This window comes from Paraclostridium bifermentans (assembly GCF_964259345.1).
Lineage (GTDB): Bacteria > Bacillota > Clostridia > Peptostreptococcales > Peptostreptococcaceae > Paraclostridium > Paraclostridium bifermentans_B.
Genome location: NZ_CAXVJR010000009.1, coordinates 59,388 through 73,591, shown reverse-complemented (window position 1 = coordinate 73,591; position 14,204 = coordinate 59,388). Strand labels below are relative to the sequence as shown.

General features: G+C 28.5%; 13 protein-coding genes. All 13 read left to right on the top strand.

The features are described 5' to 3' along the window. Positions 1 to 5: 5 nt before the first annotated feature. The 13 genes from ACEXNK_RS15425 (at position 6) to ACEXNK_RS15365 (ending at position 14,201) form a co-directional block, all read left to right on the top strand. On the top strand, positions 6 to 251 hold the full coding sequence (locus ACEXNK_RS15425) for a YlmC/YmxH family sporulation protein (RefSeq protein ID WP_250672831.1): 246 nt from the start codon (positions 6 to 8) through the stop codon (positions 249 to 251). Positions 252 to 260: 9 nt separating this feature from the next. Beyond that, positions 261 to 1,472, top strand: a complete 1,212-nt coding sequence (gene dapG, locus ACEXNK_RS15420) for an aspartate kinase (protein WP_373600580.1) — start codon at positions 261 to 263, stop codon at positions 1,470 to 1,472. 62 nt (positions 1,473 to 1,534) lie between these two features. After that, the gene (locus tag ACEXNK_RS15415; protein ID WP_373600579.1) at positions 1,535 to 1,696 is read left to right on the top strand and encodes a hypothetical protein; all 162 of its coding nucleotides are present in this window, start codon (positions 1,535 to 1,537) and stop codon (positions 1,694 to 1,696) included. A 21-nt stretch (positions 1,697 to 1,717) separates the two neighbouring features. After that, positions 1,718 to 2,428 carry a ClpP family protease gene (locus ACEXNK_RS15410; RefSeq protein ID WP_373600578.1) on the top strand — a complete coding sequence of 237 codons (711 nt, stop codon included), beginning with the start codon at positions 1,718 to 1,720 and terminating at the stop codon, positions 2,426 to 2,428. Positions 2,429 to 2,577: 149 nt separating this feature from the next. Continuing rightward, a complete protein-coding gene (locus ACEXNK_RS15405; protein ID WP_373600577.1) occupies positions 2,578 to 4,929 on the top strand; it encodes a DNA translocase FtsK 4TM domain-containing protein in 2,352 nt (783 codons plus the stop codon). A 2-nt stretch (positions 4,930 to 4,931) separates the two neighbouring features. Then, positions 4,932 to 5,981 carry a tRNA 2-selenouridine(34) synthase MnmH gene (gene mnmH, locus ACEXNK_RS15400; protein ID WP_373600576.1) on the top strand — a complete coding sequence of 350 codons (1,050 nt, stop codon included), beginning with the start codon at positions 4,932 to 4,934 and terminating at the stop codon, positions 5,979 to 5,981. Continuing rightward, positions 5,982 to 7,316: a 30S ribosomal protein S12 methylthiotransferase RimO gene (rimO, locus tag ACEXNK_RS15395; RefSeq protein WP_373600575.1), complete on the top strand. Its 1,335-nt coding sequence runs from the start codon at positions 5,982 to 5,984 to the stop codon at positions 7,314 to 7,316. Beyond that, positions 7,303 to 7,845 carry a CDP-diacylglycerol--glycerol-3-phosphate 3-phosphatidyltransferase gene (gene pgsA / locus ACEXNK_RS15390; RefSeq protein ID WP_373600574.1) on the top strand — a complete coding sequence of 181 codons (543 nt, stop codon included), beginning with the start codon at positions 7,303 to 7,305 and terminating at the stop codon, positions 7,843 to 7,845. Before rimO ends, pgsA begins: the two co-directional genes overlap by 14 nt. A gap of 258 nt (positions 7,846 to 8,103) precedes the next feature. Then, positions 8,104 to 9,156, top strand: coding sequence for a recombinase RecA (recA, locus tag ACEXNK_RS15385; protein ID WP_373600573.1), 1,053 nt, complete (start codon positions 8,104 to 8,106; stop codon positions 9,154 to 9,156). Between the two features lie 135 nt (positions 9,157 to 9,291). Beyond that, positions 9,292 to 10,833 (top strand): ribonuclease Y, encoded by a 1,542-nt coding sequence (gene rny / locus ACEXNK_RS15380; RefSeq protein WP_373600572.1) that lies wholly within the window; start codon positions 9,292 to 9,294, stop codon positions 10,831 to 10,833. 139 nt (positions 10,834 to 10,972) lie between these two features. Continuing rightward, positions 10,973 to 11,911 carry a YbgA family protein gene (locus ACEXNK_RS15375; RefSeq protein ID WP_373600571.1) on the top strand — a complete coding sequence of 313 codons (939 nt, stop codon included), beginning with the start codon at positions 10,973 to 10,975 and terminating at the stop codon, positions 11,909 to 11,911. A gap of 63 nt (positions 11,912 to 11,974) precedes the next feature. After that, positions 11,975 to 12,256, top strand: a complete 282-nt coding sequence (locus ACEXNK_RS15370) for a hypothetical protein (RefSeq protein WP_373600570.1) — start codon at positions 11,975 to 11,977, stop codon at positions 12,254 to 12,256. Between the two features lie 163 nt (positions 12,257 to 12,419). Continuing rightward, the gene (locus ACEXNK_RS15365; protein ID WP_373601612.1) at positions 12,420 to 14,201 is read left to right on the top strand and encodes a UvrD-helicase domain-containing protein; all 1,782 of its coding nucleotides are present in this window, start codon (positions 12,420 to 12,422) and stop codon (positions 14,199 to 14,201) included. The last annotated feature ends 3 nt before the right edge of the window (positions 14,202 to 14,204 follow it).

Here is a 14,204-nt window from a genome sequence, read left to right as displayed (position 1 = left end):
TACTTATGAATTTATCTGAAGTGGCAGGTAAGGAGATTGTAAACTTAGTTACAGGAGAAAGATTAGGTGTTGTTGGAGAATGTGACCTTATTATCGAAGATACTACAGGGAAAATACTAGCTTTATTAATTCCTAGAGAAAGAGGTTTCTTTGGATTTAGAAAAGACAAGTCTGTGTTGGAAGTACCATGGAGAAATGTTAAAAAAATTGGGAATGACATGATTATAATAGAATATGAAGGTATGTACTAGGAGGATAATATGACAATAGTAGTTCAAAAATTTGGTGGGACATCTGTGGAATCTTATGAAAAAATGCAACAAGTTTGCAAAATAGTAAAAGATTATAAGGAAAAAGGCATAGATTTAGTAGTTGTAGTTTCGGCTATGGGGAGAAAAGGTGCTCCATATGCGACAGACACATTAATCAATTTATGTAAAGAAGCAAATGACAATCCATCTAAAAGAGAATTAGACTTAATAATGTCTTGTGGAGAGATAATATCAGGGACGATATTAGCTAATATGTTAAAAGGATATGGAATAGATGCTGTGTTTTTAACAGGTAGTCAAGCTGGAATATATACTGATGGTAAATTTTCAGACTCTAGAATAGTGGATATAAAACCAGAAAGAATATACAAAGAACTATCAGAAGGCAAGGTTGTGATTGTAGCTGGATTCCAAGGGTCAACAGAAAGTGGAGAAATAACAACTTTAGGAAGAGGTGGAAGTGATACTTCTGCTGTAGCCATAGGTAAGGCATTGGAATGTGAGAATGTTGAAATTTATACTGATGTTGATGGAATAATGACTGCAGATCCAAGGGTAGAGCCAGAAGCTAAAGTATTAAATTATATAAATTATGAAGAAGTATTTCAAATGGCAGATAAGGGAGCAAAAGTAATACATCCTAGAGCTGTAGAAATAGCTAAAAGTGGTTCTATAACTTTAAATATAAAAAACACATTAAATCCATCATACCCAGGAACTAAAATAAGTGGTATGTGCCCAAAGTTTGAAGTTAACAAAGAAGAAAATACTTTAAAAACTATGACAGCAGTAGCTCATAAAAATGGAATTGCTCAAGTTAAAGTAAAATCTAGAGAAGATATATTTACAGAGATAATGAATGAAATAGAAGAAAATGAAATAAGTTTAGATATGATAAATTTCTTCATAGAAGAAAAAGCCTTTGTAATAGATAATGAAAAAGTAAATGCTCTGACTAAGATACTTACAAATCACAATTTAGATTATAAAATAAAAGAAGATTGTGCTAAAGTAACTTTAATAGGATCTAAAATGACAGGCATTCCAGGTGTTATGGCAAAAATAGTAAGAGCTTTATCAAAAGAAAAAATAAACTTACTACAAACATCAGATTCAAACATGACAATTTCATGTTTAGTTGAAGAAAAAGATATGAAAAAAGCTGTTCATGCTATACATGAAGAGTTTAAATTAAATTAATAATATCCTCCTTTTTTGGTTAACTTATATTTAAAGTTAAACCTGATAAGGAGGATATTTTTATGTCAAATAAAAATAAAAAGTCAAAAAATAAACAACCGCATTTTAAATTAGAATTTGGTGAAGAATTAAGTTTACCAGCTCACTTTAGACCTAAAAAAAGTGGGTCTGTAGCACAAAACACAGCTAGACCTATAAGTAAACACCCTAAAGGAGATAAATAAAAATCTTAAAGGAGGCTATGTATGAAACTTAAATCAGAAGAAAATCAAAATAACAACGAGGAACCTGAAGATATACAAGACATAAAACAGATGGGAGTTCCAAATATTCCGCAGCAAAACACTAAAGACATACAATGTATAACTATAATAGGTGAAATAGAAGGACATTTTGCAGGAAATCCTCAAAAAAAATCTACTAAGTATGAACATATAATACCTATGTTATTTTCTATAGAAGAAAGTAAGGATATAAAAGGAGTTTTAATTATATTAAATACAGTAGGTGGAGATGTTGAAGCAGGGCTTGCAATGTCGGAGCTTATAAATAGCGTATCTAAAAAGGTGGTAACTTTAGTGCTTGGAGGAAGTCATAGTATAGGGGTGCCACTTGCAACTGCTGGAGATTATTCATTTATAGCACCTACAGCTACGATGATTGTTCACCCTATAAGAACAAATGGATTAGTTATTGGAGTTAATGAAACTTTTGAATATTTTAAGAAAATGCAAGAAAGAATAACTCAATTTATAACTAGAACATCACAAATAGAAAGAGATGAATTAGAAAAGCTAATGTATTCAAAAGAAGAATTGGTTAGTGATGTAGGGAGTGTACTTATAGGTAAAGAAGCTGTAGAATGTGGACTTATAAATGAAGTAGGCGGGCTTAAAGAAGCAATGTGCAAGCTAAGACAGCTTATAAAAGAAGAGGATAGTGAAGAGAATAAGTAATATAATTAAATAAATTTGGTTAAATAATAAAATATGTGATATAATTAAAAGATATAAAAGTGTTAGTGTATAGATACATTAGCACTTTTTGCTATGATTTTGGAGTTTATTAATTCTTAGATAAATTTATTTTTAAAGAGGTGAGATTGATGGCTAAGAAGAAATCTAAAAAGAAAAAGAACATAGAATCTAGCTTTAAAGCAGAATATAACAACCTAATAACTATATTCATAGGAATATTTTTATTATATAGTTTAAACTCTAGTTCTATGGGGCTATTAGGTACTATTATTCAAAATATATTTTTAGGATTGTTTGGGAAATTATCTATATTTATACCATTTATGATAATTATAGGTGGAATACTAGGTTTTTTCGAGAAAAACGAATATATATATAGAATTAAAAGTACAAAGTTATATTATGTAGGGGTATTATTTATATTTATATTCTACGGGCTTATAAATGCAAATAGCTTGCCTATAGATAGTCCTACTAACTCATATGTAATTAAAGAAGTTACAAAACAAGCAGTAAGTGGAGAAGGATGTGGATTAATAGCTACAGTTATAACATATTATGTAACTAAAATATTTGGAATAACAGGAGCTTGGTTAGTAAGTATATTTGCATTAATTATAATAGGATTGTTTACATTTAATATATCTTTAAAAGATTTAATATATACTATGAAAGTTAAAGCTCAAAAAGAAAAAAATAGTAATCTTACTATTAAAGAGAAAGCTCAGAATTTAAAAGAAGCTATGTTTAATATGGTAACTGAAGAAGTAGATGAAAATACAATGGTTACTAAAAAAGGACTAAGAGGTAAATCTAAAAAAGAAGAAACTAATGAAGATAGTATAGAAGATGATGAAAATGACAAAACAATAAAGATAGTTGGATTTAATAAAGCTGAAGATGATTACTTAGAAATTCTAGAAGGAACTCAAAGTATGCCAGAATTAGAAGTTCTAAAAGAACTTCAAAAAGCCAAGCCTACTGAGAAAACTGAAGTTTCTAATAAAACAAACAACAGTTTAGAAAAAACTCAACCTATGGAAATAAAAACTGAATCAAAGTATGAAAATTACAAAAAACCTAGCATTGAACTTTTAAATAAAATAGACTCAAAAACTGATGATAAGAGTAAGAAGAAAGTACTAAAAAATGCTTCTTTACTAGAAAAAACTTTATCTGACTTTGGAGTTGAAGCAAGTGTAAACCAAGTAACTGTTGGGCCTACTATAACAAGATATGAATTACAACCAAGTCCAGGAGTAAAGGTAAGTAAAATTGTAAACTTAACAGATGATATAGCGCTTAGTTTAGCTGCTAAAAGCATAAGAATAGAAGCTCCTATACCAGGAAAGAGTGCAATTGGTATAGAGGTTCCAAATGAAGAAGCGCAAATGGTTACATTAAGAGAAGTTCTTGAAAGTGATGAGTTTAAGAAGTTTGACTCTCCTTTAGCTATGGGATTAGGTAAGGATATAGCAGGTAAGCCTATAATTGCGGATATAGGTAAAATGCCTCACTTACTTATAGCAGGATCTACTGGTTCGGGGAAAAGTGTATGTGTAAATACTTTAATAAATAGTATATTATACAAATCAAATCCTGATGAAGTTAAGTTTTTACTTATAGACCCTAAAGTAGTTGAATTAGCAAACTACAATGGAATTCCTCATTTATTAATACCAGTTGTAACTGATCCTAAAAAAGCAGCAAATGCTTTAAATTGGGCTGTTACAGAAATGAACAGAAGATATAAATTATTTGCAGAGACAAGCGTAAAAGATATAACTAGTTATAATGAAAAAGCAGAAGATAAACTTCCTAAAATAGTCATAATAATAGATGAGCTTGCAGACCTTATGATGGTTAGTGCAAGTGATGTGGAAGATTATATATGTAGATTAGCTCAGATGGCAAGAGCGGCAGGAATGCATTTAATAGTTGCAACGCAAAGACCATCAGTGGATGTTATAACAGGAGTTATAAAAGCAAATATACCATCAAGAATTGCATTTGCAGTATCATCTCAAACTGACTCAAGAACAATACTTGATATGGGTGGAGCAGAAAAACTTTTAGGAAAAGGTGATATGTTATTCTATCCATTAGGAGCAGCAAAGCCTGTAAGATTACAAGGAGCTTTTATATCTGAAGATGAATCAGAAAAAGTTATAGAATATGTAAAGAGTCAAGTTAATGAAGAAGTTAAATATGAAGAATGTATAGTAGATAGTATAGCTAAAATATCTAAAGAACAAGCAAGTGATGTAGATGAACTTTTAAATGATGCTATAGAATTTGTAGTTGAAAGCGGACAAGCATCAGCATCAATGCTTCAAAGAAAGTTTAAAATAGGATTTAACAGAGCGGCAAGATTAATAGATGCTATGGAGGAAAGAAACATAGTAGGGCAAAGTGAAGGTAGTAAACCTAGAAAAGTTTTAATAAGCAAACAAGATTTAGATAATTTAGAAGGTGAATAAGGTTGAAGACAATAAGTGTAAAAAATGCGTTAGAGTTACCAAGTACAATATTTATAGACGTTAGAACAGAAGCGGAATTTAATGAAGATCATATGATGGATGCGTTTCATATGCCATTATTTAATGATGATGAGCACAAAGATATAGGTACAATTTATAAAATGCAAGGAAAGCAAGATGCTATACAAAAAGGCTTTGATTATGTAAAAGATAAGCTAAAGCATATGTATATGGAAGTATTAAGTCTAGCGAATGAATACGAGAATATAGTTTTATATTGTGCTAGAGGCGGTATGAGAAGTGGAAGCTTAGCAAATATGATAGCTACTTTAGGTGTTAATGTATATCAATTAGAAGGTGGATATAAGGCGTATAGAAACTTTGTATTAGATTACTTTAAAACTGTTATGGATACTAAAGAATTTATAGTACTGCACGGATTAACAGGTGTTGGTAAAACAGATATGCTTTTAATGTTAGAAGAAAAAGGTATAGATATTATAGACTTAGAAGGTATAGCTAAGAATAGCGGTTCTACATTTGGATTTATAATGTTTGACGAAAAACCACCAACTCAAAAGAAATTTGAAACTAAACTTTTTGAAAGACTTTATTTTTCAAAAAGTAACTATATATTTATAGAAAGTGAAAGTAAGAGAGTTGGACATGTTAATGTTCCTCACGAAATATATGAAGGTATAGTAAGAGATGGATATCATATTCTAATGGAGTGTAGTGTTAAATCTAGAGTGGATAGATTATGCAGAGATTATATATATACAGACAAGAAAAAACCAGAAGCATTAATAGAATGTATGAATAAATTTAGAAAAAGATTAGGAAATGCAAAAGTAGATCATTATATTGAACTATTTAATGAAGGAAAATATGAAGAGCTTATAGAACATTATTTAGTAGAATATTATGATGCGCTATATGGTCACTCAGTTGAAAAGTATAAATACAATAAAGTTGTAAACTGTGATGATATGGAAAAGTCTCTTCAAGTATTGATAGACTTTCATGAATCAGCAAAGGAAGGAGCAAATTAGATGTTAAAGATAGCATTAGAGTCATTAGGATGTTCGAAAAATTTAGTAGATGCAGAAATAATGATGGGAATTTTAAATAGAAAAGGATATAAATTAGTAGGAGAGTTTGAAGAAGCAGATATAATTTTAGTTAATACTTGTGGATTCATAGAATCAGCAAAGCAAGAGTCTATAGATACTATACTAGATCTTGCAGAATTAAAGAAAACTGCAAACTTAAAACTACTTATAGTTACAGGCTGTTTAGCACAAAGATATGCAAAAGAACTTCAAGAAGAGATTCCAGAAATAGATGCAATAGTTGGAACTGGAAGTTACCAACAAATAGATGAAATTATAGCAGGTCTTGAAAAAGAAAATAATATAGTAAGTTTAAATGATATAGAATTTGCTTATAATGAAGATCTTCCAAGATATGTTACAACTCCAGAACACATGGCTTATTTAAAAATAGGTGAAGGATGTGACAATCACTGTACTTACTGTATAATACCTAAGTTAAGAGGTAAATACAGAAGTAGAAAGATAGAAGATATAGTAAAAGAAGCAAAGGAATTAGCTTCAAATGGAGTTAAAGAACTTGTAGTAATAGCACAAGATACAACTAAGTATGGATTTGATTTATATGGAGAAGTTAAACTTCCTCAATTATTAGAAGAACTTGCTCAAATAGAAGGAATTAAATGGATAAGAATAATGTACTCATATCCAGAGTCAATAACAGAAGAACTTGTAAAAGTAATAAAAAAATATGATAATATATGTAATTACTTTGACATGCCGATTCAACATGCGAGTAATAAAATATTAAAATTAATGAATAGACAGACAACAAGAGAAGATATAAAATCTAAAGTAGATATGATAAGAAGTTACATACCAGATGCAACATTAAGAACTACTATAATAGTAGGGTTCCCTGGTGAAACGGAGGAAGACTTTAAAGAATTAGTTGAATTTGCAAAAGAAGTTAAGTTTGATAGATTAGGAGCATTTGCGTACTCAAGAGAAGAAGATACAGCAGCTGATAGATTACCTAATCATTTAGAGGAAGATGTTAAAGCGAGAAGAAGAGATGAACTTATGTTAGTACAACAAGGGATATCTCAAGAATTAAATGCTAATAAAGTAAATAAAGTTTATGAAGTATTAATAGAAGAACAAATAGAAGATAAAGTTTATATTGGAAGAACTCAAGGAGATGCAGAAGAAATAGACAGTATAGTTTATGTTAAATCTGAAGACCAACTTAACCCAGGAGATTTTGTTGATGTTAAAATAAATAATGCCTTAGAGTATGATTTGATGGGAGATGTAGTTAATGAACTTGCCTAATAAGCTAACTTTATTTAGGATATTTTTAATACCAATATTTATAATTGTTATGATGATTAATATACCAAGTAAGTTTTTGATAGCATGTATCATATTTATAATAGCTTCAGTTACAGATGCTATGGATGGACATATAGCTAGAAAATACAATTTAATAACTGATTTTGGAAAGTTCATGGATCCATTAGCAGATAAATTACTTGTTATATCAGCGTTAACTACTATGATTGAATATAATTTAGTTGCAGCATGGATGGTTATAATAATTGTAGCAAGAGAACTTACGGTTAGTATATTAAGGGCAATAGCTGCAGCAGACGGAAAAGTTATAGCGGCTAGCTCAGGAGGAAAGTTAAAGACTATTTCACAAATGGTAGCAATAGTAGTACTTTTATTAGGAGCGCATACTGGTAGTATATTACTTATAAATATAGGGAAGATAACTATACTAATAGCTACATTACTTACTCTTTATTCAGGATGGGAGTATGTATACAAAAATAAAAACTTATTTATGGAAAGTAAATAAAGAGAAAAAAGATGGGTATTAATGATAATATACTCATCTTTTTTATGTATAAGAATGGTACAGTCGGTAAAAGTTTATTTTAGATGTTATGGAAAAATATGTATAAATAAATAATCTTAAAGTTAATACTAATAATGTATTATTTATTTGACTTTAAGATACAAAATAGATATAATATTAATAGAACAAGTGTTTGATATAAACTTTAACTTAAAGTTAAGATAATATAAATGACTGATAGAAGGGAAGGTAGTATAAATGGCAGGAATACAAGATGAAAAATTAAAAGCATTAAACTCAGCGTTATCACAAATAGAAAAAGACTTTGGTAAAGGTTCAGTAATGAAACTAGGTGAATCTAAAACTATGGCTATAGATGTAATACCAACAGGGTCTGTAGGACTTGATATAGCAGTTGGTATAGGAGGACTTCCAAAAGGAAGAATAGTTGAGATATACGGACCAGAATCTTCAGGTAAAACAACAGTTACGCTACATGCAGTGGCAGAAGCTCAAAAACTTGGAGGTATAGCAGCATTCATAGATGCTGAACATGCATTAGATCCAATTTATGCAAAAGCATTAGGTGTAGATGTTGATAATTTAATAGTTTCACAACCAGACACGGGAGAACAAGCTTTAGAAATAGCTGAAGCTCTTATAAGAAGTGGAGCTATAGATATAATAGTAGTTGACTCTGTTGCAGCATTAGTACCAAAAGCTGAAATAGAAGGAGATATGGGAGATTCTCATGTTGGACTTCAAGCAAGACTTATGTCTCAAGCATTAAGAAAATTAACTGGTTCTATTAAAAAATCTAACTGTGTTGCTATATTTATAAACCAGTTAAGAGAAAAAGTTGGAGTTATGTTTGGTAGTCCTGAAACAACAACAGGTGGACGTGCTTTAAAGTTCTACTCTTCAGTTAGACTAGATGTTAGAAAGATAGACACTATAAAGCAAGGTGATAGAGTTATGGGAAGTAGAACAAGAGTAAAAGTTGTTAAAAATAAGGTTGCACCACCATTTAAGCAGTGTGAATTCGATATAATGTATGGAGAAGGTATATCTAGGGTTGGTGATTTACTGGATATAGCAGCAGATGTAGATATAGTTAAGAAATCAGGAGCATGGTATAGCTACAATGAAACTAAATTAGGACAAGGAAGGGAGAATGTTAAAAAGTTCTTAGCAGATAATCCTGATTTAGTAGAAGAAATAGAAGTTTTAGTTAGAAAACACTACAAACTAGATGAAAATAGAGAGAACTCAGAGACAAATGATGAGTCAATAGAAAATATTGGAGAATAATAGTCTGTATACCTCCTATTAACTTGACACAAGGTAGAAAAAATTATAAAATTAAATAAGAATAAAATATTCTTATTTAGTTTATAAAAGTATATGTTATAAATACTGTAGTGACGGTTTATATTAACAAAGGAGGTGGATGTCATAGAGGCAATATTAAGCGCTTTATTGGGAATATTTGTGGGTATTATAGTTGGTTATTTTGTAAGAAAAAATATATCTGAAGCTAAAATTGGCCAAGCTGAAAAGATGGCCGATGATATAATAGATAAGGCAAAAAAAGACGCAGAAACTCTACAAAAAGAAAAACTATTAGAAGCAAAAGAAGAGATCCATAAATGGAGAAATGAAGCAGAAAAAGAGAACAAAGAGAGAAGAGTAGAAGTTCAAAGATTTGAAAAAAGAATAATTCAAAAGGAAGAAGTTTTGGATAAAAAACTTCAAACACTAGAGAATAAAGATTCTGTACTAAATGATAAGCTAAAGAAAATTGAGAAAAAAGAAGAACAAGTTGAAGCTATAAAAGTTCAACAATTAGAAAAATTAGAAAGTATATCTGGAATAACTTCTGATAAAGCTAAAGAAATAATTTTAACTAATGCAGAGAGAGATGTAAGACGTGAAATGTCTATAATGATAAAAGAAATAGAATCTCAAGCAAAAGAAGAAGCGGATAAGAAATCAAGAGAAATAATTGGATATGCTATACAAAAATGTGCAGCAGATCATGTTGCTGAAACTACTGTTACAGTAGTTAATCTACCTAATGATGAAATGAAAGGTAGAATAATAGGAAGAGAAGGAAGAAATATAAGAACATTAGAAACTTTAACTGGAATAGATTTAATAATAGACGATACTCCAGAAGCCGTAATACTATCAGGATTTGATCCTATAAGAAGAGAAGTTGCAAGAATAGCACTTGAAAAACTTATAGCAGATGGAAGAATACATCCAGCTAGAATAGAAGAAATGGTTGAAAAAGCTAGAAAAGAAGTTGACAATATTATTAAAGAATTTGGGGAACAAGCTACATTTGAAACAGGGGTTCATGGATTACATCCAGAATTAGTAAGACTTTTAGGTAGATTAAACTATAGAACTAGTTATGGGCAAAACGTTCTTAAGCATTCTATAGAAGTTGCTCATATAGCTGGAATAATGGCGGCTGAAATCGGTGCAGATGTTAAGTTAGCTAAAAGAGCAGGACTTTTACATGATATAGGTAAGTCAGTTGACCATGAAATGGAAGGAACTCATGTTGAGATAGGTATGGATTTACTTAGAAGATATAAAGAATCTAAAGATGTTATACATGCTATGAGTACTCATCATGGAGATTATGAACCACAAACTATAGAAGCTGTATTAGTTACAGCAGCAGATGCTATATCAGCAGCGAGACCTGGTGCTAGACGTGAAACATTAGAAGCATATATAAAACGTTTAGAGAAACTTGAAGAAATAGCAAATTCATATGAAGGTGTAGATAAATCGTTTGCTATACAAGCAGGTAGAGAAATCAGAATAATGGTTAAGCCTGAAAATGTAAGCGATGAAGATATACATTTATTAGCTAGAGATATGACTAAGAGAATAGAAGATGAATTAGAATATCCAGGACAAATAAAAGTTAGTATAATAAGAGAAACAAGAGCAATCGAATATGCTAAATAAGAAAATAATGTAAGCGAATATATCAATTGATATATTCGCTTTTTTAATATGTAAATATTTATATAGAATAATAGAATATAAATAAGACTAAAATATAAGTATTATATTAAGAAATATTTACATCATAGGAGAGATGTTTATGAGACGTCCAAAGTTAGTTGTAAGCAAGTGTCTAGGATTTGAAAATTGCAGATATAATGGACAGGGCTCTAGTAGTAAATTAATAGATATATTACAGCCCTATGTTGATTTTGTTACAGTTTGCCCAGAAACAGGTATAGGATTATCAACACCTAGAGAGGCTATAAGAATAGTTGATTATGATAGTCAAAAAAAACTGATACAACCTAAAAGTAATATAGACCATACTGAAAGTATGAAAAAGTTTTCGAAAGACTATATTAACACATTGAATGATATAGATGGGTTTATATTAAAAAGTAAATCTCCATCTTGTGGAATTAAAGATGTTAAGGTATATCATAAAAATGGGAAATCAAGCTTGTTTAATGACGGTAATGGTTTTTTTGCACAAGAAGTAATAGATTCATACGGTCATTTACCTATTGAAAATGAAGGAAGACTTAAAAATTATTTAATAAGAGATGAATTTTTTACTAAATTATTTACTATAAATGAATTTAAACATAATAAAAGTGACTTGAAAAGCTTTCATAATAAGAATAAAGCACTTTTAAAAAGTTATGATATAAACTTATATTCTAGATTAGAAGAAATAGCTAAACATGAATTTAATACAGAAAAAGAAATATTAGAATATGAAAAAAATTTGTATGAGTTACTAAGAAAGAATAGGAATTCCAAGAAAAATATACAGAGTATAATAGATATGTATAATAAATATGAATCTAAAATATCTATGAAGGAAAAAGAAATATTTGTAGATAGTTTAGTTAAATATAGTAAAGGTAAATTGCACTTAAGTGCATTATTTACTAATATAAAATCATATGCAGCTAGATTTGATGATGATGAAATATTAAATCAAAGTATATTTTCACCTTATCCAGAGAATTTAGTTGATTTAAGTGATTCTGGAAAAGGAAGAACTATATAATCATATATAATAAAATTCCTTAAAAAAGAGAATACTAATTTAAAAGAAGAGAGGAGTAAGACTATGTTAAATAATTTATCACAAAATCAATATGTTAAAATTTCAAATAGCAACAAAATAGATGAATCTGTAGAATATGGAGTTGTTATAAATAAAAATGAAAATAAATACGATATAATGAGTATTGGATTTGAAAATAAAAATGGAAACTTTCTTGAATATCCACCTAATGTAGAAAAATTAGTGCAAACTTATAGTATAGAAGACGCACAATTTGATGAAGTTAAGAAAAATGAAATAAGAAGAAAAATGAATATATGGTTAGAGAATCATTATCAAATGTAGTAAAAGGGAAACTTATTAAAGTTTCCCTTTTATTTTATGGATATAACTTATCTAATTTTTAGATTAAATCGTATATAATATGGAAATAATATATTAAATACATCAAATATAGAAAAAAACTAATTAAAATGATATAATTATATAAAATAAGGGGGATGAGAAATTGAGCCAGTACATAAATATAAATTCCGAGCTAGATGCATTAAAGATAAAAGAATTTGAAAGAATTTTTTATCTAAATATGAAAGAGGAAGCAAATGTAGTGCCAAAGGTAACTCCTTTCAAGGGTATCAATACAGATCTTTTATATATAAAAGATGGACGTGTTTTATTTATAAAATTTATGGATACAACTGAAGATTTATTTATGATTTTAGAAGATGAACTTTTGGAAATAATGGAAGAAGAATATGATATCTTAAGAAAAAAAATGGGTAAAGTAGCAAATAATATAGATTATAACTATGTATTTATCATGCCATATGTATCTATTTATGATACAGAAGAGTATGGTGAGTTTGTAGAGAATAATATAATAGATAAAAATAAATTACATAAGATGATGGATTATGAAATTAACATAGATGAATATTTAGGAAATCGTAATGAGGAAATTTTACTTAATTTGTTTATGCTACAAATTTGTCCTGAGTATTATGTAATAAATGATAATTTAAACTTAAATAAAAACTTAAAGAAAATTTCATTTTCAAATGATGATTATAGTTATACAGCTACTATGTTAGAAAAAGAGCAAATAGAAGATATAGTATCAATAAAATATGGAAACACTTTATATAAGGGTCCATCAGGGTCTGGAAAAACAACTATATTGCTATCTAGAGTAATTAAATTAGCTAGAGTATATCCTCATCATAAATTTATAGTATTTACTCATACAAAGCAGCTTAAAAATGAACTTAAGGAAAGGCTATCTATTTTATATAAAGATAACAATAATATTGAAGTACATACATTTAGTTCATTTTTATTTAAATTAGCTAAAATCTATAACTTAGTATTTGATTATAATACACTAAAAAGTAATCCAGATAAAGTATATAAAAATCTAGTGTTACAAGCTAAAAATACTATAAAAAATAGAAGTATGTTTAAAGGTGTATTTATAGATGAAATAGAAAGTTTTGACGAAAGTCAGATAGATTTTATAAGAGAGTTTTTATATAAATCTAAATATATATTTAATGCATTTGAGTGTAAGGGACTAAACATATCTAGTAGTTTAAATTTATTTAAAAATTCTTGGGATAATATAGAATTTAAAAATATAATTAAGCTAAATAAAAATTATAGACAAAGTAATCACTTAGTTGAATTTGTAAATAATTTTGATGAAAATTCTAATGAATATATAAAAAATATTAGACCAACGGTAAAAGATGATATTTATTATACATCGAATCCTATTAGAAGAAGCAATAAAGCAGTAGATATAATAAAAGTATCTGATATAGAAGAACAAATAAGTTCAGTAATTTGGGAAATAGATTATTTAACGAATAAAAAGGGGTTAAGATATTCAGATATAGCTGTAGTATTTCCATTCAATAAGAAAAGATTAAAGAATGGAAAAACAATATATTTTCAATATATGCTAAAAAAAGATTTGGAAGAAAATGAAATTCCATATGTATATGGAGACGATGAACTAACTAATATATCTAAAAAAACAGGAGTTACTATATCAAACATATACTCAATAAAAAATTTAGAATACAAGGCTGTTATATTTTGTGAGCTAGAGATGTTATACAATCATAGTATTAATGATATTACTCAAGATTATCAAGTTAATGACTTTGTAGGAGATTTGAATAAAGTTTACTTAGCTATAAATAGAGCGACTGACTATTTAAGTATAATAACTACTTTTAATGAAAGTGCAAGTGACATAATTAAGTTATTGGTTGAATCTAAAAAATAAAAG